The 23,359-nt window shown below is 67.9% G+C and carries 24 protein-coding genes; 6 read left to right on the top strand and 18 right to left on the bottom strand.

Annotation, left to right across the window (positions count from 1 at the left end; genetic code table 11):
* The first annotated feature begins 27 nt into the window (after window positions 1-27).
* Genes ABE422_RS09600 through pdeM form a run of 4 tightly spaced genes read left to right on the top strand, consistent with a single transcriptional unit; the run spans window position 28 to window position 5,732 of the window.
* Window positions 28-1,035, top strand: coding sequence for a ligase-associated DNA damage response exonuclease (locus ABE422_RS09600; RefSeq protein ID WP_346482871.1), 1,008 nt, complete (start codon window positions 28-30; stop codon window positions 1,033-1,035).
* Window positions 1,032-2,636 carry an ATP-dependent DNA ligase gene (locus ABE422_RS09605; RefSeq protein ID WP_313211368.1) on the top strand — a complete coding sequence of 535 codons (1,605 nt, stop codon included), beginning with the start codon at window positions 1,032-1,034 and terminating at the stop codon, window positions 2,634-2,636. Before ABE422_RS09600 ends, ABE422_RS09605 begins: the two co-directional genes overlap by 4 nt.
* 14 nt (window positions 2,637-2,650) lie before the next feature.
* The gene (locus ABE422_RS09610) at window positions 2,651-5,098 is read left to right on the top strand and encodes a ligase-associated DNA damage response DEXH box helicase (RefSeq protein ID WP_346482872.1); all 2,448 of its coding nucleotides are present in this window, start codon (window positions 2,651-2,653) and stop codon (window positions 5,096-5,098) included.
* Window positions 5,088-5,732 (top strand): ligase-associated DNA damage response endonuclease PdeM, encoded by a 645-nt coding sequence (gene pdeM, locus ABE422_RS09615; protein ID WP_313211367.1) that lies wholly within the window; start codon window positions 5,088-5,090, stop codon window positions 5,730-5,732. Before ABE422_RS09610 ends, pdeM begins: the two co-directional genes overlap by 11 nt.
* 45 nt (window positions 5,733-5,777) lie before the next feature.
* On the opposite strand, the gene ABE422_RS09620 is transcribed toward pdeM, so the two are convergent.
* The 8 genes from ABE422_RS09620 to ABE422_RS09655 form a co-directional block, all read right to left on the bottom strand.
* Entirely contained in the window at window positions 5,778-6,047 is a 270-nt protein-coding gene (locus ABE422_RS09620; RefSeq protein ID WP_346482905.1) for a hypothetical protein, read from the bottom strand.
* A gap of 252 nt (window positions 6,048-6,299) precedes the next feature.
* Entirely contained in the window at window positions 6,300-7,547 is a 1,248-nt protein-coding gene (locus tag ABE422_RS09625) for an NAD(P)/FAD-dependent oxidoreductase (protein WP_346482873.1), read from the bottom strand.
* Between the two features lie 64 nt (window positions 7,548-7,611).
* On the bottom strand, window positions 7,612-7,818 hold the full coding sequence (locus ABE422_RS09630) for a cold-shock protein (protein ID WP_019183439.1): 207 nt from the start codon (window positions 7,816-7,818) through the stop codon (window positions 7,612-7,614).
* Window positions 7,819-7,906: 88 nt separating this feature from the next.
* The gene (locus tag ABE422_RS09635) at window positions 7,907-8,653 is read right to left on the bottom strand and encodes an S-methyl-5'-thioinosine phosphorylase (protein WP_313211365.1); all 747 of its coding nucleotides are present in this window, start codon (window positions 8,651-8,653) and stop codon (window positions 7,907-7,909) included.
* Window positions 8,653-9,207: a hypoxanthine-guanine phosphoribosyltransferase gene (locus ABE422_RS09640; RefSeq protein ID WP_019183441.1), complete on the bottom strand. Its 555-nt coding sequence runs from the start codon at window positions 9,205-9,207 to the stop codon at window positions 8,653-8,655. The genes ABE422_RS09635 and ABE422_RS09640 overlap by 1 nt, the downstream gene beginning before the upstream one ends.
* The gene (nagZ, locus tag ABE422_RS09645) at window positions 9,207-10,214 is read right to left on the bottom strand and encodes a beta-N-acetylhexosaminidase (RefSeq protein ID WP_346482874.1); all 1,008 of its coding nucleotides are present in this window, start codon (window positions 10,212-10,214) and stop codon (window positions 9,207-9,209) included. The genes ABE422_RS09640 and nagZ overlap by 1 nt, the downstream gene beginning before the upstream one ends.
* Before the next feature lie 67 nt (window positions 10,215-10,281).
* Window positions 10,282-10,974 carry a DsbA family oxidoreductase gene (locus tag ABE422_RS09650; RefSeq protein WP_346482875.1) on the bottom strand — a complete coding sequence of 231 codons (693 nt, stop codon included), beginning with the start codon at window positions 10,972-10,974 and terminating at the stop codon, window positions 10,282-10,284.
* 45 nt (window positions 10,975-11,019) lie between these two features.
* The gene (locus ABE422_RS09655; protein ID WP_313211362.1) at window positions 11,020-11,523 is read right to left on the bottom strand and encodes a CYTH domain-containing protein; all 504 of its coding nucleotides are present in this window, start codon (window positions 11,521-11,523) and stop codon (window positions 11,020-11,022) included.
* A gap of 78 nt (window positions 11,524-11,601) precedes the next feature.
* Between ABE422_RS09655 and ABE422_RS09660 the strand changes: the two genes are divergently transcribed.
* Window positions 11,602-12,213 carry a hypothetical protein gene (locus ABE422_RS09660; protein ID WP_346463031.1) on the top strand — a complete coding sequence of 204 codons (612 nt, stop codon included), beginning with the start codon at window positions 11,602-11,604 and terminating at the stop codon, window positions 12,211-12,213.
* A gap of 12 nt (window positions 12,214-12,225) precedes the next feature.
* Here the strand turns inward: ABE422_RS09660 and rlmD are convergent, their stop codons facing one another.
* A complete protein-coding gene (rlmD, locus tag ABE422_RS09665) occupies window positions 12,226-13,560 on the bottom strand; it encodes a 23S rRNA (uracil(1939)-C(5))-methyltransferase RlmD (protein WP_346482876.1) in 1,335 nt (444 codons plus the stop codon).
* A 137-nt stretch (window positions 13,561-13,697) separates the two neighbouring features.
* Here rlmD and ABE422_RS09670 point away from each other — a divergent pair, with 137 nt between their 5' ends.
* Window positions 13,698-14,432, top strand: coding sequence for a response regulator (locus tag ABE422_RS09670; RefSeq protein WP_313219076.1), 735 nt, complete (start codon window positions 13,698-13,700; stop codon window positions 14,430-14,432).
* Window positions 14,433-14,502: 70 nt separating this feature from the next.
* Here the strand turns inward: ABE422_RS09670 and recO are convergent, their stop codons facing one another.
* The 9 genes from recO to rpoE all read right to left on the bottom strand — a co-directional run bounded on the left by recO (window position 14,503) and on the right by rpoE (window position 23,219).
* Window positions 14,503-15,228 carry a DNA repair protein RecO gene (gene recO, locus ABE422_RS09675; RefSeq protein ID WP_313211358.1) on the bottom strand — a complete coding sequence of 242 codons (726 nt, stop codon included), beginning with the start codon at window positions 15,226-15,228 and terminating at the stop codon, window positions 14,503-14,505.
* Between the two features lie 31 nt (window positions 15,229-15,259).
* Complete coding sequence (era, locus tag ABE422_RS09680; RefSeq protein ID WP_121038751.1) at window positions 15,260-16,156, bottom strand: GTPase Era; 897 nt, start codon at window positions 16,154-16,156, stop codon at window positions 15,260-15,262.
* Window positions 16,153-16,833 (bottom strand): ribonuclease III, encoded by a 681-nt coding sequence (gene rnc, locus ABE422_RS09685; RefSeq protein WP_313211357.1) that lies wholly within the window; start codon window positions 16,831-16,833, stop codon window positions 16,153-16,155. The genes era and rnc overlap by 4 nt, the downstream gene beginning before the upstream one ends.
* Complete coding sequence (locus tag ABE422_RS09690) at window positions 16,823-17,206, bottom strand: DUF4845 domain-containing protein (RefSeq protein WP_088434521.1); 384 nt, start codon at window positions 17,204-17,206, stop codon at window positions 16,823-16,825. The genes rnc and ABE422_RS09690 overlap by 11 nt, the downstream gene beginning before the upstream one ends.
* A 32-nt stretch (window positions 17,207-17,238) precedes the next feature.
* Complete coding sequence (gene lepB / locus ABE422_RS09695; RefSeq protein WP_313211356.1) at window positions 17,239-18,033, bottom strand: signal peptidase I; 795 nt, start codon at window positions 18,031-18,033, stop codon at window positions 17,239-17,241.
* A 100-nt stretch (window positions 18,034-18,133) separates the two neighbouring features.
* Complete coding sequence (gene lepA, locus ABE422_RS09700; protein WP_313211392.1) at window positions 18,134-19,924, bottom strand: translation elongation factor 4; 1,791 nt, start codon at window positions 19,922-19,924, stop codon at window positions 18,134-18,136.
* Between the two features lie 168 nt (window positions 19,925-20,092).
* Window positions 20,093-21,619, bottom strand: a complete 1,527-nt coding sequence (locus tag ABE422_RS09705) for a DegQ family serine endoprotease (RefSeq protein WP_313219078.1) — start codon at window positions 21,617-21,619, stop codon at window positions 20,093-20,095.
* A gap of 83 nt (window positions 21,620-21,702) precedes the next feature.
* Window positions 21,703-22,602: a sigma-E factor negative regulatory protein gene (locus tag ABE422_RS09710; RefSeq protein WP_313211354.1), complete on the bottom strand. Its 900-nt coding sequence runs from the start codon at window positions 22,600-22,602 to the stop codon at window positions 21,703-21,705.
* Complete coding sequence (gene rpoE, locus ABE422_RS09715) at window positions 22,599-23,219, bottom strand: RNA polymerase sigma factor RpoE (protein WP_313219082.1); 621 nt, start codon at window positions 23,217-23,219, stop codon at window positions 22,599-22,601. The genes ABE422_RS09710 and rpoE overlap by 4 nt, the downstream gene beginning before the upstream one ends.
* Between the last annotated feature and the right edge of the window lie 140 nt (window positions 23,220-23,359).

The raw sequence follows: 23,359 nt of genomic DNA on the forward strand, positions 1-23,359 counted from the left end.
GCACGAGCGCGGCGGCACAGTGCAGGCATGAACACCGATGCAGACAACGACGATCTGGTGGTGCTCCGGCCCGAGGGGCTGTACTGCCCGGCCGGTGATTTCCACATCGACCCGTGGCGGCCGGTGCCGCGTGCGGTGATCACACACGGCCATGGCGATCACGCGCGCAACGGCATGGGCCATTACCACTGCACCACGCAGACCCTGCCGATCCTGCGCTGGCGCCTGGGCGATGTGGACTGCACCGCGCACGCGTACGGCGAGCGCTTCGCCCTGGGCGACACCGAGGTCTCGCTGCATTCGGCCGGGCATGTGCTCGGCTCGGCCCAGGTGCGTATCGCCCATGCAGGCCGGGTATGGGTGGCCTCGGGCGACTACAAGCGCCAGCCCGATCCGAGCTGCGACCCGTTCGAGGTGGTGCCCTGCGACACCTTCATCACCGAAGCGACCTTCGGCCTGCCGGTCTACCGCTGGCCGGACACCTCGCAGGTCGCCGCCGACATCGTGGCCTGGCGGCGCGAGTGCGAAGCGCGCGGCGAGGCGGCCGTGCTGCTGTGCTACGCGCTCGGCAAGGCGCAGCGGATCCTCGCCGAGCTGCTGCCACTGGATGACCAGCCTGCACTGCTGCATGGCGCCATCGCCACCGGCGTGGCGGTGTACCGCGAAGCCGGGATTCCGATGCTGGCGACCGAGCCGGTCAGCGAACAGGCGCGCGGTGCCGAGTTCGCCGGCAAGTTGATTCTTGCCCCGCCCTCGGCCGCGGGCAGCGCGTGGATGCGCCGCTTCAAGCGTGCGCAGCTGGGCTTTGCCTCCGGCTGGATGCGGGTGCGCGGCAACCGCCGCCGCCGTAACTACGACCGTGGCTTCGTCGTCTCCGATCATGCTGACTGGCCCGACCTGCTGCGCACCATCGCCGAGACCGGTGCCCGCCGCGTCATCGCCACCCACGGCAATACCGATGCGCTGATCCGGTTCCTGCGCGAGCGCGGTGTCGCCGCCGAGGCGTTCGCCACCGGCTACGGGGACGTAGAATGAAACGCTTCGCCGCGCTCTACAGCGAACTCGACCGCAGCACCGCTACCGGCGACAAGCGCGCTGCGCTGGTGCGCTACTTCCAGCAGGCGCCACCGCACGACGCGGCATGGGCACTGTTCCTGCTGGCCGGCGGCAAGGTCACCAGTGCGCGGCAGAAGATCGCCGGCAACGCCGAACTGCGCACGTGGGTGGCCGAGATGTCCGACACACCGGCGTGGCTGGTGGACGACAGCTATGACCAGGTCGGCGATCTGGCCGAGACCCTCACCCTGCTGATGGACGACCCGGTGCAGGCCGGAGCGGATATCGCGCTCGCCGACTGGATCGAGCAGAAGCTGCTGCCGGTCGCCAATCAACCCGAACCGGTGCGCCACGCCGCGATCACGCAGGCGTGGCAACAGCTTGCCTTCGACGAGCGGCTGGTGTTCAACAAGCTGCTGACCGGCGCGCTGCGCGTGGGCGTATCGCAGCGGCTGGTGCAACAGGCACTGGCCGAATGGTCGGGCCTGGATATCGCGCGCATCGCCCAGCGCATGCTCGGCAGCTGGGTACCCACGCCCGGGCTGCTGGCGGCGCTGCTGTCCCCGGAAGAGCGGCCGGAAGATCGCCAGCAGCCCTATCCGTTCTTCCTGGCCTCACCACTGGAGGCGGAGGTCGACACGCTCGGGCCGATCGACGACTGGCTGCTGGAATGGAAATGGGATGGCATCCGCCTGCAGGTACTGCGCCGCCAGGGCGAGGTCGCGCTGTGGTCGCGCGGCGAAGAACGGCTGGATGGGCGCTTCCCGGAGATCGAAGCGGCGGCGATGGCGCTGCCCGATGGCTGCGTGATCGATGGCGAACTGCTGGCCTGGGCCGACGGCGATGATCTGCCGCTGCCCTTCACCGCGCTGCAGACGCGCATCCAGCGCCTCAAGCCTGGCCCCAAGACGCTGCGCGATACGCCGGTGCGCGTGCTCGCCTACGATCTGCTCGAACTGGACGGTGACGACCTGCGCGCCTTGCCGCTGTCGCAACGGCGTGCGCGCCTGGCCGAGGTGCTCGCCACGCTGGCCGACCCGCGCCTGATGCTGTCGCCGGCCGTCCGCGTGGCCGATTGGAGCGCGGCGGCCGCGCAGCGCGATCTGGCCCGCGAGCGTGGTGTGGAAGGGCTGATGCTCAAACGCGGCGACTCCGTCTACCAGGCCGGGCGCCGACGCGGCGACTGGTGGAAGTGGAAGATCGCCCCGCTGACCATCGATGCGGTGATGATCTACGCGCAGTCCGGCCACGGCCGGCGCAGCACGCTCTACACCGATTACACCTTCGGGGTGTGGGACGGCGAGACGCTGGTGCCGGTGGCCAAGGCCTACTCGGGTCTGGACGACAAGGAAATCCTCGCGCTGGACCGCTGGATCCGCGCGAACACGATCGAGCGCTTCGGGCCGGTGCGCAGCGTGCGTGGCGAGCAGGTGTTCGAGCTCGGCTTCGAAGCGGTGAACCGCAGCAAGCGGCACAAGTCCGGCATCGCCGTACGCTTCCCGCGCATCCTGCGCTGGCGGCATGACAAGCCGGCCAGCGAGGCCGACACGCTGGCCCAGCTGCAGGCGCTGGCGCGGTGACGCGACGCGAGGCCATGGCCCGCCTGACGGCGTGGTTCGCCAGCCGGGGCTGGGCACCGTTGCCCTTCCAGAAAGCGATGTGGCGGCATTACCTGGCCGGCGGGTCCGGCCTGCTGCACACACCGACCGGCAGCGGCAAGACGCTGGCGATGTTCGGTGGGCCGCTGCTGCAGGCACTCAACGATCCACCGCCCCGAACCACCCGCGGCCGCGCGAAGACGCCCGTACCGGTCCTGCAGGTGTTGTGGATCACCCCGCTGCGCGCACTGGCCGCCGACACGGCGCGCGCACTGCGTGAGCCGCTGGATGCCCTCGGGTTGGACTGGCAGGTGGGCCTGCGTACCGGCGATGCCAGCGCGCGCGACAAGCGCCTGGCGCGTGAAGGGCGGCTGGATGTGCTGGTGACCACGCCCGAATCACTGGCGCTGCTGCTGAGCTATCCCGATACGATGGCGCGCCTGCAGCACCTGCGCTGCGTGGTGGTGGATGAGTGGCACGAACTGCTCGGCAACAAGCGCGGTGTGCTGCTGCAGTTGAATCTGCGCCGCCTGCGCGATGCCCTGACCGCGCTGCAGGTGTGGGGGCTGTCAGCGACGCTGGGCAATCTGGACGAAGCGCGCGAAGTGCTGTTGCCCGATGTGCCCGATGCCCCGCTGGTGGCTGGTGCGCGGCCGCGCCCGGTCAGTGTGGAAACGCTGCTGCCCGCGCAGGGCGAGCGCTTCCCGTGGGCGGGCCATCTGGGTCTGTCGCAGTTGCAGCGCGTGCTGGAAAAACTGCTGACAGTGCGTACCAGCCTGCTGTTCACCAACACCCGTGCCCACGCCGAGCTCTGGCACCAGGCGCTGTCCGCGGTGTGGCCGGAAGACCCGGCCACGCTCGCGCTGCATCACGGCTCGCTCGACCCGGCGTTGCGCCGCGCGGCCGAGGAAGGCCTGCGCGAGGGCCGGCTGCGCTGCGTGGTCGCCACCTCCAGCCTGGATCTCGGCGTCGATTTCCCCAATGTCGACCAGGTCCTGCAGATCGGCAGCCCCAAGGGCATCGCACGGTTGCTGCAGCGTGCTGGGCGCGCCAGGCACCGCCCCGGCGAATCGGGCCACATCGTCTGCGTGCCCTCCCATGCGCTGGAGCTCATTGAGTACGCAGCGGCAAGGCGCGCGCTCGCCCACGGCCACATCGAAGCACGCCGGCCGCTGCGGCTGTCCCTGGACGTGCTGGCGCAACATGCCGTGAGCTGCGCCCTCGGTGGCGGCTTCGATCCCGATGCGCTGTTCGAGCAGGTACGGCGCACGCATGCCTTTGCCGGGCTGGACCGCGCGCACTGGGAGGGCGTGCTGGAGTTCATCGTGCAGGGCGGGCGCGCGCTGTCGCAGTACCCGGACTTCCACAAGGTCGTGCGCGATGACGATGGCCTCTATCGCGTGCATGACCGCCGCGTCGCGCTGCGGCATCGATTGTCGATCGGCACCATCACCAGCGATGGCAGCGTCATGGTGCAGTTCCTGCGCGGCGGCCGGCTCGGCGCGGTGGAGGAACAGTTCCTCAGCCGGCTGCGCCCGGGCGATCGCTTCCAGTTCGCCGGCCGCCTGCTGGAACTGGTGCGGCTGGAGAACCTGACCGCCTACGTGCGCGTAGCGCGCGGCGGCGATGGGGTGGTGCCGCGTTGGCAGGGCGGTCGGTTGCCGCTGTCGGACGCGCTCGGGCATGAAATGGAAACCGTGCTGGCCCACCCGCCCGAGAGCCCGGAGATGCGGTGGTTGGCGCCGCTGTTGGCGCTGCAGATGCGCCTGTCGGCCCTGCCCGGGCCCGAGCTGCTGCTGGTGGAGCATGTCCGCCGGCGCGAAGGCCAGTTCGTGTTCGTGTATCCCTTCGCCGGCCGTCAGGTCAATGAAGGGCTGGCCGCGTTGATGGCGATGCGCTGGACGCGCCTGCAGAGCAATACGTTCGGTTACGCGGCCAATGATTACGGTTTCGTGCTCGCCCCGGCGCGTGCGATTGAGATCGATGCGGCGCGCGTGCGCGCGTTGCTGGAACCGCAGGGACTGCTTGCGGATCTGCGCGAGAGCCTCAATCTGGGCGAGCTTGCCCGACGCCAGTTCCGCGACATCGCGCGCGTGTCCGGCATGCTGGTACCCGCGCTGCCGGGGCGGACACCGCGCAGCCTGCGGCAGCTGCAGGCCTCCAGCGGATTGCTGTACGACGTCCTGCGCCAACATGATCCGGATCACATCCTGCTGACGCTGGCCGAACACGAAGTGCTGCACGATCAACTCGATCTCGACAGCCTGGCCCGCGCCCTCACCACCTGCCAGGCGCGCACGCTGAGCCTGCAGCATCCCGCCAGCTTGGGCCCACTGTCCTTCCCACTCTGGGCCGAGCGGCTGCGCGGCCAGCTCAGCAACGAAGACTGGAAGACCCGCGTCCTGCGCGCCGCACAGCAACTGGAGAAGCGCCATGGCGCCTGAACTGCCGATCACCCTCGCCGGCGAGACCGTCCATCTGCTTGGCGCGCGTGCGCTGCATTGGCCAGCACGGCACGCACTGTTGATTGCCGATCTGCATCTGGGCAAAGCCGACCTGTTCCGGCGATCGGGCATCGGCCTGCCCAGTGGCGGCACCTCCGATGATCTGCAACGGCTGGGCGCGATGGTGCAGCACCACGACGTGCGCCATCTGTGGATTCTCGGGGATGTCCTGCATGGCGCGGCGCATCGCGCGGCGTGGTACCGGCAATGGCAGGGATGGCGCGAGCAGCATTCCCACCTGTGGATCGGCGCGCTCGAAGGCAATCACGACCGGGTGTTGCCCAAGGCCGACCTGGGCATCGAACTGCTCGGCGAGCGTGTGCAGGAGGGGCCCTTCCTGCTGCGCCATGCACCGCAGCGTCAGCCGGGCCTGCATGTGCTGTGCGGCCATCTGCACCCGCTGGCGCGCCTGCCCGGCATGCAGCGGCGGTGGCCGTCGTTCTGGATGCGCGAGGGAATGACGATCCTGCCGGCGTTTTCCGGATTCACCGCCGGCATCGCACCGGTGCTCGGTGCCGGCGAGCAGCTGGTGGCCTGTGTCGAAGACCAGGCCATCGCGTTGCCGGCGCGCTGATTCGGACAGCGCGCGACGTACGTGACCCCAGCTACGTTGCCTGGATCAGGCAGCCGAGGCCAACAGGTCGGGCATCAACCGGATATTCGGTGCATTCGGATTGGGCCGCACGGGTTGCCGCTGGATCGCGGTCAGCATGTCATGGGCGGCGGCACGGATGCGCGGATGGTGCTCCGGCGCGGCGTGCGTGATGAGGCTGGTCACATGGAACTCGAACACGTCTTCCATCACGTCCGGCTGATCCTCATGCAGCATCTGCAGTAGTCCGCGCAGTTTGCGGATTTCACTTTCCAGAGTTTCGGCCGAGAACAGCATTTCAATCTCCTTGGGTTGCGATCGGTCCACCGGACCGTAGGTCGCAAACGCAGCATCACCGTACCACCCCGCCGTCGCGGGCCTCCACGCGATCAGGAATTGGACGCGCATCAGCGGTGTCAGCAGGGCGCGCATGGATAAGCGCGCGAGCGCTGCGTTTGCCAGAGTGTTGTCCCATGCCAGTGGTGAGTCCACCGTCAATGAATGTTATTCACGCCTTCACATCGGCGCGTGCACCGATACACAGGGTTATCAGCTGATGCCATCCGTCGCTCGCGCGGCATGCATCGCCTGCACGAACGCGGGCGACAACGGCAGTCTGCCCAGCCAGCCACGTTGGGTTCCGCTGAGCACGCGGAGCATATGCCCGCGCCCACCCGGCACGCGGCCCATGGGTTGGAACAGCACATCGCGTGCGCGCGCCAGTCCATCGCGTTCGGACTGGAACAAGGGCGTCAGCCATCGACTCCAGTACTGGTAGATCGCCACGTGGGCGCGCCGCTGCACCTGGTAGGCCCGCAGCGCGACATCGGCATCGGCGTGCGCACGCAGTGCGTCGCGCAACGCCAGCGCATCCATCAGCGCCATGTTCACGCCCTGCCCCAGCTGTGGACTCATCGCGTGCGCCGCATCGCCGACCAGCACCAGCCGCCCGCGATGCCAGCGCGAGAGCACGGCGTCGCGGTACCCGGCGCGGGCCAGTTGACCCGGTTCCGTCACGCCGGCGAGGCGTTCATGCGCCTGCGGCCACAGCGTGGCGATCTCATCGAGCCAGCGGGCCATGCCGTCACGCTCCCACTGTGCGAAGCGGTCACGTGGCAGGCTCCAGAAGAAACTCAGCTGTGGCGCATCGTTGCCCGGCCGGGTCCCTACCGGCAGCAGCCCGATCATCTTGCGCGCGGCCACATAGCGTTGCCGCAGTTCATCCACGTGCGGCCAGTCGCCGCGCGGCAGCAGGCACCACAGCGCGCCCCACGGGTATTCGCGGTCCAGCGAGGTGCCCTGCACCTGCGCGCGCAGCGAGGAGGCGGCACCATCGGCCGCAATCACCAGATCGTACGGCCCGTGCCAGCGCCCGTCTGTGTCACGCACGCGTCCCTGCGCGGTGTCGACCTCGACGATGGCAGTACCGGCCTGCAGGTTGCCCGGCTGTTCCCACGCAGCTGCCAGCAGCGAGAACAACGCGCCGCGCTGCATGCCCACGCCGTACAGTGCGGCATCCAGATGGACATACCGCATGTCCATCACCGCGCGTCCGCACGGCGTCTCGCCGTACAGGCGACGCACGGCAGCGCCGTGGCGGAGCACCGCGGGCAGCAGATCCATCTGCCAGAGCACGTCCAGACCGCTGGGCTGGAGCAGGAACCCCGCACCGACGGGACCCGGGGTGGCGGCACGCTCGAATACGTGCACCTCGTGATGGTCACGTGAAAGCAGGATCGACGCTGCTTGGCCAGCGGTGCCGTAACCGACGATGGCGATGGTGCGACGAGGGGACATGCGCGGACTCACTGATGAAAAAAAACCCCGCCGAAGCGGGGTTTTCAATGCGCAGCTGAAAAAATCACTCAGCCGGCACGATGTTCGAGGCTTGGGCGCCCTTCGGGCCCTGGGTCACGTCATAGGTGACCTTCTGGCCTTCCTGCAGACTGCGGAAGCCCTTGGAGTTGATCGCGGAGAAGTGCGCGAAGACGTCGGCGCTGCCGTCCTCCGGCGAGATAAAGCCAAATCCCTTGGCGTCGTTGAACCACTTGACGGTACCGTTCGGCATGGTGATGCGAGACCTTCTTCTATGAATGGGTGGTGTACGCTCAACCAGCGCACTGGCGGAGTATGCAAACCTTGTACCGGAATGACAATCACCCCCGTGCCAATTCACCGATCAATTCGGGCAGGCCGGAGGAGGCAGCGTCCACATTGGCCAGTACTTCGGCCATCGTGATTTCATCGCCATCGCCACAGCCGGCGGCCCAGTTGGCCACAATCGCCAGGCACGCATAGTCCAGGCCAAGCTCACGGGCCAGGCTCGCTTCGGGCATCCCGGTCATGCCGACCAGATCGCAGCCATCGCGGCGCATGCGCGCGATTTCCGCATTGGTTTCCAGGCGCGGGCCCTGGGTGGCACCGTAGCAACCACCGTCCTGCAGGCGCACGCCGGTCACTTTCGCCGCGGCCAGCACCTTGCTGCGCAGCATCGGTGTATACGGGTGCCCGAAGTCCACGTGCAGCACCTCGGTACCCGGCTCTTCGCACAGGGTGGAGATGCGGCCCCAGGTGTAATCGATCAGCTGGTCCGGGCAGGCCAGCACGCGCGGGCCGAACGGTTCGGTGATCCCGCCAACTGTATTGAGCGCAAGCACGCGCTGCGCGCCGATCTGCTGGAGCGCGGCGAGGTTGGCGCGGTAGTTGATCTTGTGCGGCGGCAGCGAGTGGCCTTCACCGTGGCGCGCCAGGAAGGCCACGCGCTGGCCCAGCAGCGTGCCGACGCGGATCGGACCGGACGGCGTGCCGTACCGTGTCTCGACCTGGTGGCTGCTCACGTCATCGAGCTGGGCCAGCTTGTAGACGCCGGTGCCGCCGATGACGGCGAGAGAAATGTGCTCCATCATTCCTTCATCGCGTAGATGGCCGGCACGCAGCGCAGCGTTTCGTTGACGTCCATGCCGAACCCGAACACGTAGCGGTCCGGCAGGTCGATGCCAGCGTAGTCGGCCTTGACGTCCGGCAGCGCGCGGTCGTGCAGCTTGACCGTCAGCGCGGCGATGCGCACGTCGGTGGCACCCTGCTCCAGGCACCAGGTGCGCACGCCCTGCAGCGTGTAACCCTCATCCAGGATGTCATCGACCAGCAGCACGCGGCGGCCGAACAGCGCGGTGGCCGGCTTGTGCTTCCAGACCAGATCGCCGCCGGTGGTTTCACCGCGGTAGCGGGTGGCGTGCAGGTAATCGAACTGCACGTCCTGGCCGCGTGCGCCCAGCTCCAGCGCAAGCTGGCCGGCGAACGGCAGCGCGCCGTGCATGATCGACAGGAACAGCGGGACCTCGCCCTTGTAATCGCGCGCGATGGCGTCGGCGATGCCAGCGATGGCCTTGTCGATGGTGGGACGGTCGACCAGCAGGTCGGCCTGGGCCAGGGCCTGGGAAATGGTGAGGTTGGGCATCAGACGGTTCTTCCAAGGGTGTCAAGCAAACGGGATTGGGTGGTGCCGTGGCGGGAATCGGCCAGCAGGCCGTCCCAGCCCAGCGCGCCGCGACCGATCAGGCCGAGCAGCGCAGCGGTGTTGAGGGTGCGGCCTTCGACCGCGCGCAGTGATTCTTCCACCAGTTCGGGGTGGCAGACCAGCACCACGTCGCAGCCGGCCTCCAGGTGCGCATCCACGCGCGCCTTGACGCCACCGGCCGAGAACGAGGCGGCCATGCCGATGTCATCGGAGAAGACCACACCACGGAAGCCCATCTCCTCGCGCAGGATCTGCTGGATCCAGCGTGGCGAGTAGCCGGCCGGCTCCGGCGCGACCTGTGGGTAGACCACGTGGGCCATCATCACCGCATCGGCGCCGGCAGTGATGCCGGCCGCGAACGGGATCAGGTCCAGCGCGCGTAGTTCATCGAGCGAACGCGGGTCGCTGGCATCGTGGAAATGGGTGTCTTCCAGCACGGTGCCGTGCCCGGGGAAATGCTTGAGCGTGGCAGCCATGCCGACGCTGTGCATGCCGCGCACATAGGCAGCGGTGAACGCAGCCACCACCTGCGGGTCCGCGCTGAACGCGCGATCGCCGATGGCCAGGTTGCCACGGCCCAGATCGACCACCGGGGCGAAGCTGAGGTCCACACCGCTGGCGCGCACTTCACTGGCCATCAGCCAGGCATGCTGTTCGGCCAATGCCAGCGCAGCCTCGGGATCGGTGGCGTACAGGGCATCGAAGCCCTGCAGCGGCGGCAGCGCGCTGTAACCGTCACGGAAGCGCTGCACGCGCCCGCCTTCCTGGTCCACGCAGATCAGCTGCGGGCGCGGCGCGGCGGCGCGGATGGCCGCCGACAGCTCGGCCACCTGCTCGCGCGAGGCGAAATTGCGCTTGAACAGGATCACGCCGGCCACGGCGTCATGCTGCAGCCACTCGCGTTCCTGGGCGGTGAGTTCGGTCCCGGCAACGCCGATCACGAGCATGGGGTGTCTCCAATACGGGGCGCCACCATGGCGCACTGCCGCATTGTCGCAGAACCCGCGCGCAGCGTCAGACCTCGCAGCCGTCCGGGGCGCAGCCAGCGCCCTGCCCGGCAGCCCCTGCCGGCGGGGTTTCCGCCGCGATCTGGCGCAGCGCCTGGGCGAAGGCCTCCGGCGGCTGGGCCCCCTGGATGGCGTACGTATCGTCGATCACGAAGGTGGGCACCGACTGAATGCCAAACCGCTGCGCCTGCGCCAGTTGTGCCTGGATCTCCGCCAGCCCTTCCTCACCGGCCAGCAGTGTGGTGATCCGATCGGCGCTGAGGCCACCGGCGGCGCCGGCATCGATCAGGGTCTGCGGCTCGGCCAGGTTGCGGCCCTCTGCAAAATGCGCGCGGAACAGGGCCTCGCCGACCGCGGCCTGGACGCCTTCACGCCCGGCCAGCCACATCAGGCGGTGCGCTGGCAGCGTGGTGACCCGGACCTGGCCCTGGTCGAAATCCATCGGCAGGCCTTCAGCGCGCGCAGCGGTCTGGGTCTGGGTCAGTATCTGCTCGGTGCGCTCGGCACTGCCGAACTTGGCCGCATAGGCCTTGCGCAGCGGTACCGGGGTGGTGCCCGCGTCGGGATCCAGCAGGAAGGGGTGCCAGTGCACCTCCACCTCGGGGGCGTCATCCCCCAACAGCGCCAGGCCCTGCTGGAACCGGTGCTTGCCGATCCAACACCAGGGACACACCACATCCGACCAGATATCGATTTTCATCCCGCCAGATTGTGGGTGCCGCGCGGCGTTTACAAGGTCTGGCGGTCAGCCGCGTTCAGCGCTGGACCAGCGTGAAAACGGATGGGCAGCCAGCGCCAGATTGTAATAACGGACCTCGTCGGTGACCTCAGCGCCGGCCCAGTCGGGCAGCGTGATGGCCTGATCGGCGTGCTCGAGCTCGACTTCGGCCACCACCAGCCCGGCGTTTTCGCCCAGGAACTCGTCCACTTCCCACAGCAGCCCCTCGTGCTCGACCAGATGCCGACGCTTGTCGATCAACCCGCCGACACACAGCGCCAGCAGCGCGCGCGCATCGTCCACCGGGATCGGGTAATCGAACTCCTGCCGGGTATGCCCGATCTCGCGCGATTTCATGTTGAGGAAGGCCTGCTCGCCCTGGATGCGCACGCGCACCGAGGCTTTCTGTGCGCCGCTGTCCAATGAGGCGGTGTCGTTGAGATAGCCCTGCGCCATCGGGATCACCGCGTGCGCGGCAGTGCGCCAGCCCTCACTGGTGACGAGGTATTTGCGTTCGATTTCAATGCCCATGCGCACAGTATGCGGCGATCACGATCATGCGGCCACGGCCTGCTCCTATACTGGCCGGCTGCCCTGCAAGGACGCCCGATGAAGCCGCTCTTCCCCACGCTGTTGTTGACCCTGCTGCCACTGCCCGGGTTCGCCGCGACGCCGCCCACGCCTGCGCAGATCGAGGCGGCGATCATGGCCATGATCGAGGCGGAGAAGACGCCGGCGGCCTCCGCGCAGGATCTGCTGCTGCAATCGATGTTCACCCCGCGCGGGTTCGAGCATGGCCCGTGCTTTGCCAGCACGACGGTCACCGGTGCCTACGAGTGCCTGGTCGGCATGGAGATCGGGCTCAAGAACCGCTACCGGATGCTGCGCTTCGTTCCGCAGGGCATGGGCTGGGCGATGCAGCGGGCCGATGTCGATGCGCCGGTTCCCCCGCGCGAGCGTGTCCGCGAACTGCTCATCGAACAGCTCGGTCATCGTGCCGCATCCATCACCGATACCGCCGCCCGCGACGAACTGCGCGCCTACCAGCAGCGCGTGCAGATTCTTGCGGTCGACGACTGCGAACTGCACAGCACGCAGTCGCCGGACATCCGCTGCGATATCACCGCGGGCGATGACACCGAGCGCGGGACCTACCCGCAGACCTATGTGTTCGACGCACAGGGCCAGTGGCAGAACGCCGCACCGGGGAACGGCCGGTAAGCGCGAACGCCGTCAGCGCTTTTCGAACACCGCGATGCTTTCCACGTGCGCGGTGTGCGGGAACATGTCCATCGCGCCGGCCGAGACCAGGGTGAAGCCCTGCTCGTTGACCAGGTAGCCGGCGTCGCGCGCCAGCGAGCCGGGATGGCAGCTCACGTAGACGATCCGCTTGAACTGCTTCAGCGGCAGCTGCTGCAGCACTTCGATGGCGCCCGAGCGCGGCGGATCCAGCAGCAGCTTGTCGAAGCCCTGGCGCATCCACGGCGTCTGGCGCTGGTCCTGGGTCAGGTCCGCTGGGTAGAACTCGGCATTCCCCAGCCCGTTGCGCACGGCGTTCTCTTTCGCACGCGCCACCAGGCCGGCGTCACCTTCCACACCGACCACGTTGCGCACGGTGCGCGCCAGCGGCAGGGTAAAATTGCCCAGCCCGCAGAACAGATCCAGCACGCGCTCGTCCGGGCCCGCATCGAGCAGCGCCAGCGCGTGGGCGATCATCTGCACGTTGAGCTTGGCGTTGACCTGGATGAAGTCCAGCGGGCGGAACGCCAGCTCGACATCCCACGGTGCCAGCTTGAACGACAGCGGCACCTCGGCCGGCCACAGCGGGTGCACCGACTCCACGCCGCCGGGCTGCAGCGAGATCGCAAAACCATGTTCCTGCCCGAAGGCGGTCCATGCGGCGCGGTCAGCGTCGCTGAGCGGTTGCATGTGGCGGATGGTCAGGACGATCGCGTCATCGCCGGCGATGAATTCGATCTGGGGGATATCGCGCTTGCCATCGAGCGTCTCGATGAACTCGGACAGCACGCCGACCTTCATGCCGATTTCCGGGATGACGGTCAGGCACTGGCTCAGGTCCGCGACGAAGCGCGGATCCAGCTCGCGGAAGCCGACCAGGGTCTTGTCCTTCTTCTCCACGCGGCGCACCGAGAAGCGGCCCTTGCGGCGGTAGCCCCAGCTGTCGCCGACCAGCGGCGGCAGCACGGTGCCCGGCGTGACGTGGCCGATCCGGGTCAGGTTGTCGATCAGCACGCGCTGCTTGGCCACGATCTGCTGCGACTCCTCCAGATGCTGCAGCACGCAGCCGGCGCAGACGCCGAAATGCGGGCAGCGCGGGGTCACCCGCTGCGGCGAGGCCTGTACGACCTCGAGGGTCCGGGCTTCATCGAAATGACGATTGCGCGCGGTCGGCTCGGCGGTCACCACCTCACCCGGCAGCGCGCCGGTGATGAAGGTGACCTTGCCACCCTCGCCGTCGCGGCGGGCAACGCCACGGCCGTCATGGCTGAGGTCGAGGATGTCGGTCTGGAAGGGGGTTCGGTCGAGGCGGGAGCGGGTTCGGGCCACGTGGCAACAGGCTGCGGGCAAAAAGGGTGCGTATTGTCGCAGATACCCACTGCAAGCTGAGCCGCTATGCCGCCGGAAGGCTTGCGGCGGGCCACTTCACGTTTAAGATGGGCGCAGCTGACATGGAGGCAGCCCAAATGCAGATGACCCCGAGGGATCCCATGCCCCGATTCCTGCTCGTCGAGGACGACACCATCAGCCGCGGCTTCTTCAAGGCCGCGCTGGAAACCCTGCCGGCCCAGGTCGATACCGCCGATTCACTGGCCACGGCCATGGACCGCGCCCGCGGCAGCCAACACGATCTGTGGCTGATCGATGTGAACCTGCCCGACGGCAATGGCACCCAACTGCTGCAGGAACTGCGCCGCTCGCGTCCGGATACCCCGGCGCTGGCGCATACCGCCGACGGCGACACCTCGATCCACTCGCGCCTGCGCGATGCCGGTTTCAGCGAGACCCTGGTCAAGCCGCTGAGCCGCGAGCACCTGCTCAAAGCCGTCCGCCGCGCCCTGGTGCATACCGCGGGCAGCCTGTCGGCGCCGCTCGGCCCGGAGGCGGACGACGCTGACGGCCTGCGTCAGGATTGGGACGAGACCACCGCCCTGGCCGCGCTGAATGGGCAGCGCCACCACCTCATCGCGCTGCGCGAACTGTTCCTGGCCGAGTTGCCCGGCGTGCGCGATGCAGTTGCCCAAGCCCTGCGCGAGGACGATGTACGGGCCCTGCGTGGGCAGCTGCACCGGTTGCAGGCCAGCTGCGGGTTCGTCGGCGCCGCCCGCCTGGCGCGGGCAGTCCGGCAGCTGCACCAGGCGCCGGAGTCGACCGGTGCGCAGAACCGCTTCCGCGTGGCAGTGGACGCCCTGCTGCAGTGAGCGCGGGGCGGCAGCCGGGGCACCGGCGCCGCATGAGTTACGCCGCAAGGATCCCGCGGCCCAGCAGCGCTTACGTGCGCCGCCGGGCCAGGTCCTCCAGCATTTCCCAGGATTTGAGCCCCCGCCCGCCCAGATGGTGCATCAGCACCGCGCGCATCGGCCGGCGCAGGCTGCCCAGATCTTCGGGCCCCGGCATGTCATCGGCGGCCAGCGCCAGCAGCGCGCTGCCGGTGGCCGTACCCCGGCGTTGATCCACGCCACGGTCGCTGAGCAGGCGGCGCGGCCCCTCCTGCGGATCCAGCTCATAGCGCGCCGCCGGGTCGACCGGCTCCTCATCGCTGCCATGCAGCAGATCGAAACCGAAGCCCAGGGCCTCCAGCAGGTCGCGCTCGAAACGACGCAGCGTCCAGGCCAGGGGCTCCCCGTCACGTAGCCGCGCACGCACCTGCGCGTAATGATCGTACAGCTCGGGCAGCGGATCCTGGCGGGGCGCCAGCCGCATCATCAGTTCGTTGATATAGAAGCCGGCCAGCATCGCCTCACCGGTGAGCCGGGGCGCGGCGTCCAAGGCCTCGGCACCGCGCAGCTGGGCCAGTTCGCCCCGCTGCACGGCCGTCAGGCGGATCCACTGCAGCGGCTGCAGGGCCGCGCGCAATGCCTGGCTGCGCGGGCTGGACACGCCCCGCGCCAGCACCCCGATGCGGCCGTACTGCTCGGTCAGCACCTCGACCAGCAGACTGGTTTCCCGCCAGGCCCGGGCGTGCAGTACGAAGGCCGGTTCATCGTCGATGCGCATGACTCAACCGCCCGGGGCCGGAGTGGCCGGCTTATTCGTAGCCGAACGCCTTGAGCGCGGCTTCGTCGTCGGACCAGCCCTCGCGCACGCGCACCCAGGTCTCCAGGAAGACCTTGGCGCCGAACAGGCGCTCCATCTGCAGGCGCGACTTGGCGCCGATTTCCTTCAGGCGGGTGCCGGCCTTGCCGATCACGATCGCCTTCTGGCCTTCGCGTTCGACCCAGATCACCGCGCCGATGCGCAGCAGGTTGCCGTCTTCGACAAAGCGCTCGATCTCGACCGTGGTCGCGTACGGCAGTTCCTCGCCCAGCTGGCGCATCAGCTGCTCGCGGACCAGTTCACCGGCGAGGAAGCGCTGGCTGCGGTCGGTGATCTCGTCTTCGCCGAACATCGGCGGGGCTTCCGGCAACAGCTTCATCAGGTCGCGGACCAGCGACTCCAGGCCGTTGCGCTTCTGCGCCGAGATCGGGTGCACCGCCGCAAAGGTGCGGCCTTCGGTGACCTGCTGCAGGAACGGCAGCAGCGCGCCCTTGTCCTTCAGGCGATCGATCTTGTTGACCACCAGCACCACCGGGATGCCCGAGTCGCTCAGCACATTGAAGGCCAGGGTGTCTTCGTCATCCCAGCGGCCGGCCTCGATCACCAGCATGCCCGCGTCCACGCCCTCGAGCGAGCCGCGCGCGGCGCGGTTCATCACCCGGTTCATGGCGCGCTTCTGCGCACGGTGCAGGCCGGGGGTATCGACCAGCACGATCTGGCCTTCCGGGTAGCTGGCAATGCCGAGCAACCGGTGCCGCGTGGTCTGCGGGCGGTTGGAGACGATGCTGACCTTGGCGCCCACCAGGGCGTTGGTCAGGGTGGATTTGCCGACGTTGGGGCGACCGATGACGGCCACGCTGCCGGAACGATGGGGGGTTGCTTCGTTCACTTGGAATCCAATTGCTCAAGGGCGGCGGCAGCCGCTTGTTGTTCGGCCAGCCGTCGCGAGGCACCTTCGCCTTCGGTGCTGACAGCGGGGTCGGTTACGCCGCAGCGTACCCGGAAGGTCTTGGCGTGATCGTCACCCGATTCTGACACCAGCTCGTACAGCGGCAGCGCCTTCTGTCGGGCCTGCAGCCATTCCTGCAGCCGTGTCTTGGGGTCTTTCTCGGGCTTGCCGGTGGCCGGCAGGGCCTGCATCGAGGCGCTGAACCAGGGCAGCACCACCGCCTGGCAGGCGGCGAAGCCGGCATCGAGGTAGATCGCCGCGACCACCGCTTCCAGCGCATCGGCCAGGATGGAGTCACGGCGGTGGCCGCCGGTCTTCATCTCGCCGGGCCCCAGGATCAGGCGCTCACCGAGCTGCAGCTCGCGCGCGATCACCGCCAGTGCGCCTTCGCGCACCAGCTCGGCGCGGGCACGGGTCAGCGCGCCCTCGTCGGCCTTGGGCCAGCGTTCGTAGAGCGCCTGGGCCACCATCATGTTGACGATGCTGTCGCCGAGGAATTCCAGCCGCTCATTGTTGGGCGTGCCGGCGCTGCGATGCGTCAGCGCCTGCTGGAGCAGGCCCGGATCGTTGAAGGCGTGACCGATCAGGTCACCGCGTTGGAAGGTCTTAGTCGGCACCGCTACGGGTCAATTCCTGGTTTGAATCAAATTTGCCCACCACGTCCAGATTACCGATCATTTCACGGCGCACTTCGTAGTAGACCTTCATGTTCCAGCCGCCATCGATGCGATCGAACTTCACGTCGGCGGGTTTCACGTTTTCGGAGTAATTGATGTACAGGCGCTTGAAGAACATCTCCTGGATGCGGCGCGGCTCCATGTTGCCCACGCCCGGCTCCTTGGCCAGGCTCTTCATCGCCGACCGCACGGCGTAGTACTCCTGGTACATCGGGAACAGCTTCATCCCGATGTACAGGAAGAAGGCGACCACGATCAGCACCACCAGGAACGAGGTCAAGGTGATGCCGCGCTGCGATGTCATGTTCTTCATTGCGTTCTCCCCAGATACGCGTGTGCCATGAATCAATGGATGGCCGTGCCGATCCGCGACGGTTCGAAGCCGTCCTTGCAGAACCAGCCCGAGCAGTTCAGCCAGATCAGGAACGCCTTGCCCCGGAGATTCTCCTCCGGCAGCAGGCCCCAGAAACGGCCGTCGTCACTGTTGTCGCGATTGTCGCCCATGACCAGGTACTTGCCGGCCGGGACGGTCCACTGCCCTTCGCCTCGCGCGTAATCGGTCTCCAGCACGGTATGCGTGCGGCCCGGCAGGTGCTCGACCAGCAACGAGCTGCCCTCGCCCTGACCGTTGTGGCCTGCGTACAGACCCTTGTTGTCGTATTTGACCGGCTCGCCGTTGAGGATCAGGCCGTTGCCCTGGAACTCGATCTGGTCGCCCGGCACGCCGATCACGCGCTTGATGAAGTTCTCACCCTTGGCCGGATCGTTGTCCGAGTGGCCCGGGAAATGGAACACCACCACGTCGCCACGCTTGGGCTCGCCGAACGGGATCACCTTGGCGTTGTTCAGCGGCAGGCGCAGGCCGTAGGAGAACTTGTTGACCAGGATGAAATCGCCGATCAGCAGGTTGGGCATCATCGAACTGGACGGGATCTTGTACGGCTCGGCGATGAAGCTGCGCACCACCAGCACGATCGCCAGCACCGGGAAGAACGCCCGCGCGTAGTCGACCATCACCGGCTCGGTGTCCAGCAGGCCGGCGCGCTGGGCGCGGCGCTTGGCGAAGTACAGCTTTTCGGCCAGCAGGATCAGGCCCGAGGCCAACGTCAGTACGACCAGGAGGAGCTCAAACAATTTCATGCAGTGTCCTTGGGAACGATTGCAGCGGTGTGGTGTGCCCCTGCGCGTCCGGCGACACCGATCCGGTGCCGCCTGCCGCTGCCGGGAAAGCCATCCGGCCTTACTTGTCCATCTGCAGCACGGCCAGGAAGGCTTCCTGCGGGATTTCCACGCGGCCGACCTGCTTCATGCGCTTCTTGCCTTCCTTCTGTTTCTCGAGCAGCTTCTTCTTGCGCGAAACGTCGCCACCATAGCACTTGGCCAGCACGTTCTTGCGCATCGCCTTGACCGTGGTGCGCGAGATGATCTGCGAGCCGACGGCGGCCTGGATGGCCACGTCGAACTGCTGGCGCGGGATCAGTTCCTTCATCTTCTCGCACAGCTCGCGGCCCCGGCGGTCGGCATGGCTGCGGTGCACGATCAGCGACAGCGCATCGACCTTGTCGCCATTGATGAGCACGTCCACGCGGACGAACGGGCCGGCATCGAAGCGCACGAAGTGATAGTCCAGCGAGGCATAGCCGCGGCTGACCGACTTGAGCTTGTCGAAGAAATCCAGCACCACCTCGGCCATCGGCAGCTCGTAGCTGATCTGCACCTGGCTGCCCAGGTAGTTGATGCCGATCTGGCTGCCGCGCTTTTCTTCGCACAGCTTGATGATGTTGCCGATGTACTCCTCGGGGGTGAGCACGTTGGCGCGGATGATCGGCTCGCGGATCTCATCGACCATGTTCACCGGCGGCAGCTTGGCCGGGTTGTCCATGTTGATGATGCTGCCGTCGGTCTTGAGCACTTCATAGACCACGGTCGGCGCGGTGCTGATCAGGTCCAGGTTGTACTCGCGCTCCAGGCGCTCCTGCACGATTTCCATGTGCAGCATGCCCAGGAAGCCGCAGCGGAAGCCGAAGCCCATGGCTTCGGAGCTTTCCGGCTCGAAGCGCAGCGCGGCATCGTTCAGGCGCAGCTTGTCCAGCGCTTCGCGCAGGTCCGGGTAATCCTCGGCATCGACCGGGAACAGGCCGGCGAACACGCGCGGCTGCATTTCCTGGAAGCCCGGCAGCGGCGTGGCGGCCGGGTCGGCGGCCAGGGTCAGGGTGTCGCCGACCGGCGCGCCGTGCACGTCCTTGATGCTGGCCGTCACCCAGCCCACCTCACCGGCGTTCAGTGCCGGCAGCACCTTGCGCTTGGGGGTGAACACGCCGACGTTGTCGACCTGGTGGTTGCGGCCGGTGGACATCACCTGCAGCTTGTCGCCGGCCTTTATCTGGCCCTGCATCACGCGCACCAGCGAGACCACGCCGAGGTAATTATCGAACCACGAGTCGATGATCAGCGCCTGCAGCTTGTCGGTATCGCGCGGCACCGGCGGCGGGATGCGATGCACGATCGCTTCCAGCACGTCGCCCACGTTCAGGCCGGTCTTAGCACTGACGGCCACCGCGTCGGTGGCGTCGATGCCGATCACGGCCTCGATCTCGGCCTTGGCACGGTCGATGTCGGCGGTGGGCAGGTCGATCTTGTTGATCACCGGCACCACTTCCAGGCCCTGCTCGACCGCCGTGTAGCAGTTGGCAACGGACTGTGCTTCCACGCCCTGGGCCGCATCGACCACCAGCAGCGCGCCTTCGCAGGCGGCCAGCGAGCGGCTGACTTCATAGGAGAAGTCGACATGCCCGGGGGTGTCGATGAAGTTCAGGTGGTAGGTGTGGCCGTCTTTGGCGACATACGGCAGCGAGACCGACTGGGCCTTGATGGTGATGCCACGCTCGCGCTCGATCGGGTTCGAGTCGAGCACCTGCGCCTCCATCTCACGGGCCTGGAGGCCGCCGCAAAGCTGGATGATGCGATCGGCCAGCGTGGACTTGCCGTGGTCGACGTGGGCGATGATGGAGAAGTTGCGGATGAACCGCATCGAATCAGAAGACATAGGTGGCGGCGGCGCGTCGCGTCGTCAGGATGACTGCGGATTATCGCATGGCCGGCCCGGTCCCGCGTGCGGCCGCCCGCGATTGGCGTGATCGGCCCGCCAGAAACGACCGGGCCCGCCGAAGCGGGCCCGGAAACGTAGGCGGGGCGGGGCTTACTGCCCTGCCTTGACCGCCACGAAGGCGCTGTTGCCGTTGGCGCGGATCAGCAGCATGACCACATCGCCCTTGGCGTAGCCGCCCAACGCCTTGTTCAGCGCGGCCACGCTGCCGACCGGGGTCCGGCCGACCTGCAGCACCACCAGGCCCGGCGACAGGCCGGCGTCACGCGCGGACTGGCCGTTGACCCGGGTGATGCGCACGCCCTCGCCCGCCGACAGGCCCAGCTGCTGGCGCTGCGGGGCGGTCAAGTCGGCCACCTCCAGCCCCAGCAGGGCATTGGCGCCGGCCTCGGGCTTGGCCGCGTCCGCGGCAGGACGGGCGGCGCCACGCTCGGCGTCTTCGGCCAGCTCGGTCAGGGTGGCGGTGATCTCCCGCTCCTTGCCATCGCGCAGCACGCTCAGGCGCACCTTGCTGCCCGGCGGCAGCGCGCCGATGGCCGGCGGCAGATCGCTGAAGGTGTTGATCGGGCTGCCATTGACCGAGCGGATCACGTCCCCCGGCTCGATACCGGCCTTGAGCGCTGCGCTGCCCGCGACCACCTCGTTGACCAGCGCGCCGCGGCTGTCCGGCAGGCCCAGCCCCTGGGCCTTGAGGCCATCGATCGGGCCGACCGCCGCGCCGAGCTGGCCGCGGCTGACCCGGCCGGTCTTCTTGATCTGCTCCACCGCACCCATCGCCAGATCGATCGGGATCGCGAAGCTGATCCCCATGTACCCGCCAGAAGCAGAGAAGATCTGCGAGTTGATGCCGACCACTTCGCCACGGGTATTGAGCAGCGGGCCACCGGAGTTGCCCTGGTTGATCGCCACGTCGGTCTGGATGAAGGGCACATAGCGCTGGTCCGGGCCGCCGGTGCTGCGGCCGACCGCGCTGACTACGCCAGCGGTGACGGAGTGGTCCAGCCCGAACGGCGAACCGATCGCGACCACCCATTGCCCAGGCTTGAGGGTGTTGGAGTCGCCCACGCGCACGGTCGGCAGATTCTTTCCGTCGATCTTGAGCAGTGCCACGTCGTACTGCTGGTCACTGCCGACCACCTTGGCGGTGAACTCACGGCGATCGCCAAGCTTGACCTTCACTTCGCTGGCATCAGCGACCACATGGTGATTGGTCAGCACGTAGCCGTCGGCGGAGATGATGAAGCCCGACCCCATGCCGCGGCCGCGGATGCTCGGGGTGCCGTCATCGGGACCGTCCGCGCCCTGCCCTGGCATCTGGAAATCCGGGCCGAAGAAGCGGCGAAAGAACTCCGGCATGTCCTGATCGGACGGCCCGGCCATGCGTGCCTGGCGGTTACTGCGCACGATGGTGGTCTCGACATTGACCACGCCCGGCCCGACCTGTTCGACCAGATTGGTGAAGTCCGGCAGGCCACTGACCAGCTGCGGCGCCGGCGCGCGGGGTGCAGCAGCGGCCGCCGGCGCGGCAGCGGTGGCCGGCGACGGCGACTGCGCGCAGGCCACCAGTGGGAGCGTCATGGCGATCAGCGCCAGGGCATGGGTACGGATACGGGCGGTCATCAGACACGAACCTCCGGGTCAGGGAACAAAGGGGGGGAACGCTCCGGCGCACAGGCCGGAGCGGAGCGTCAGCGCGACGATGCTCAGTCGCGGTGCCGGCGCGCGGGTTCGGCCGATTCGGCCGACTCCTGCAGGCGCGGCTCGAACGGATAGAACGCGGCCTGCGGCGCCTGTGTGGAGAAACTCGCATTGAGCGCGCCACCTGCGGCCGGGGCCAGACTGGAGCGCGGCCAAGGCTTGGCCTGCAGAGTGCCGACCTCGCCGAACGGGAACTGCCGCGCGGCGGCCGCCGGCATGGCCGGGGCCAACGGCGCCTGGCTGGCGATCGCCCGCTGCGGCTCGGCACTGCGCTCGGCGGCGCTGCGCGCAGCCTGCTGGGTACGCGTGGCGCTGGCGCTGGCGCGGCGTGCCGTCGCCACCTCCTGGCGGCGGCTGGCGGCAGCCACCGCGGCAGCGGGCACCGCCGCCACGGCGAGCGCCTGTTCGGCGGCAGAGGCTTCGGTCACCGGCGCGGCAGGAAGCTCGGCCTGGCTGGCGATGATGGTGGTCGGCGCGTCCAGCGGGGCCGGGGCCGGCAGCTGCTCGCGGGTCATGAACATCGCCACGGCCGCGACGGAGGCGGCCAACGCCGCCCCCCCGCCCCAGCGTCGCCAACCGACACGCCGTTCCTGACGGTCCTGGCTGCGCTCGACACGCGCCTGCATCGCCGGTGCCGGCTCGGCCGCCACGGAAACGCGCACACGCTCGGCGAAATCGACCGGCGCCGGCGCGCAGGCCTGCCCGCGCAGCACATCGCCCAGCATCTGCCAGCGTTCGTTGCAGCTCGACAACGCCTCATCGTGTTCCAGCCGGCGCAGCATGAAACGGGCTTCATCGGCGGACAGCTCGCCATCGATCAACGACGACAGCTGCTGCCGGTAATGGGCGTCGAATTTATCGGGGGACGCGCCCCGGGAAGCATCATTGGACATATCGTGGCTCATGCGCGGCTCTTCTCGCGGGTGGCGCTGCCCACATCGAGCAGCGGCCGAAGTTCAGTGTCGATCGCCTCACGGGCACGGAAGATCCGCGACCGCACGGTGCCGATCGGGCACCCCATCTTCTGCGCGATTTCGTCGTAGCTCAGGCCGTCCACCTCGCGCATGGTGATGGCCGATCGCAGTTCTTCAGGCAGCGCGGAAACCGCCTTCATCACCGTCTGTTCCAGTTCCTGGCGCATCAACTCGCGTTCGGGCGTGTCGGTGTCGCGCAGGCGGGTGCCGCTGTCGTACTGCTCGGCGTCCCCGATCTCGATGTCATCGGTGGGCGGGCGGCGGTTGTGGGCGGCGAGATGGTTCTTGGCAGTGTTCACGGCGATCCTGTGCAACCAGGTATAGAACTGGGCGTCGCCGCGGAAACTGCCGATCGCGCGATACGCGCGGACGAAAGTGTCCTGGGCCACGTCCTGACATTCACTCCAGTCCGCGATGTAGCGCCCGATCAGCGCGATGACCCGATGCTGATACTTGCGTACCAGGACATCGAACGCCGCGCTCTCGCCACGCTGCACACGTCGGACCAGCTCCAGGTCCAGCTCCTGTGGTGTTTCAACCTCGGCCATGGGGGGCCGCACTCCTGTCAGCCCAACCGACGTCGGGCAATGAGACTGCCAATCCCGGGAAAAGTTCAGCGCTCGATCACACAGCGCCGCACCAGCTTTTAACCACCGTTCCGTTAAGGTTTCCGATCCAGGCAATGAAT

Source organism: Stenotrophomonas sp. TWI1151 (assembly GCF_039673135.1).
Taxonomy (GTDB): Bacteria; Pseudomonadota; Gammaproteobacteria; order Xanthomonadales; family Xanthomonadaceae; genus Stenotrophomonas.

Excerpts from the sequence above, each read along its gene's own strand:
- ABE422_RS09710 (WP_313211354.1), bottom strand. The coding sequence starts at position 22,602 with ATGAGCCACGATATGTCCAATGATGCTTCCCGGGGCGCGTCCCCCGAT.
- ABE422_RS09610 (WP_346482872.1), top strand. The coding sequence starts at position 2,651 with ATGGCCCGCCTGACGGCGTGGTTCGCCAGCCGGGGCTGGGCACCGTTG.
- ABE422_RS09650 (WP_346482875.1), bottom strand. The coding sequence starts at position 10,974 with ATGAAAATCGATATCTGGTCGGATGTGGTGTGTCCCTGGTGTTGGATC.
- recO (WP_313211358.1), bottom strand. The coding sequence starts at position 15,228 with ATGCGCATCGACGATGAACCGGCCTTCGTACTGCACGCCCGGGCCTGG.
- ABE422_RS09605 (WP_313211368.1), top strand. The coding sequence starts at position 1,032 with ATGAAACGCTTCGCCGCGCTCTACAGCGAACTCGACCGCAGCACCGCT.
- ABE422_RS09625 (WP_346482873.1), bottom strand. The coding sequence starts at position 7,547 with ATGTCCCCTCGTCGCACCATCGCCATCGTCGGTTACGGCACCGCTGGC.
- pdeM (WP_313211367.1), top strand. The coding sequence starts at position 5,088 with ATGGCGCCTGAACTGCCGATCACCCTCGCCGGCGAGACCGTCCATCTG.
- ABE422_RS09705 (WP_313219078.1), bottom strand. The coding sequence starts at position 21,619 with ATGACCGCCCGTATCCGTACCCATGCCCTGGCGCTGATCGCCATGACG.
- lepA (WP_313211392.1), bottom strand. The coding sequence starts at position 19,924 with ATGCGGTTCATCCGCAACTTCTCCATCATCGCCCACGTCGACCACGGC.
- ABE422_RS09690 (WP_088434521.1), bottom strand. The coding sequence starts at position 17,206 with ATGAAGAACATGACATCGCAGCGCGGCATCACCTTGACCTCGTTCCTG.
- ABE422_RS09600 (WP_346482871.1), top strand. The coding sequence starts at position 28 with ATGAACACCGATGCAGACAACGACGATCTGGTGGTGCTCCGGCCCGAG.
- ABE422_RS09670 (WP_313219076.1), top strand. The coding sequence starts at position 13,698 with ATGCAGATGACCCCGAGGGATCCCATGCCCCGATTCCTGCTCGTCGAG.
- rpoE (WP_313219082.1), bottom strand. The coding sequence starts at position 23,219 with ATGGCCGAGGTTGAAACACCACAGGAGCTGGACCTGGAGCTGGTCCGA.
- ABE422_RS09660 (WP_346463031.1), top strand. The coding sequence starts at position 11,602 with ATGAAGCCGCTCTTCCCCACGCTGTTGTTGACCCTGCTGCCACTGCCC.
- nagZ (WP_346482874.1), bottom strand. The coding sequence starts at position 10,214 with ATGCTCGTGATCGGCGTTGCCGGGACCGAACTCACCGCCCAGGAACGC.
- lepB (WP_313211356.1), bottom strand. The coding sequence starts at position 18,033 with ATGAAATTGTTTGAGCTCCTCCTGGTCGTACTGACGTTGGCCTCGGGC.
- ABE422_RS09635 (WP_313211365.1), bottom strand. The coding sequence starts at position 8,653 with ATGGAGCACATTTCTCTCGCCGTCATCGGCGGCACCGGCGTCTACAAG.
- ABE422_RS09620 (WP_346482905.1), bottom strand. The coding sequence starts at position 6,047 with ATGCTGTTCTCGGCCGAAACTCTGGAAAGTGAAATCCGCAAACTGCGC.
- ABE422_RS09640 (WP_019183441.1), bottom strand. The coding sequence starts at position 9,207 with ATGCCCAACCTCACCATTTCCCAGGCCCTGGCCCAGGCCGACCTGCTG.
- ABE422_RS09655 (WP_313211362.1), bottom strand. The coding sequence starts at position 11,523 with ATGGGCATTGAAATCGAACGCAAATACCTCGTCACCAGTGAGGGCTGG.
- ABE422_RS09630 (WP_019183439.1), bottom strand. The coding sequence starts at position 7,818 with ATGCCGAACGGTACCGTCAAGTGGTTCAACGACGCCAAGGGATTTGGC.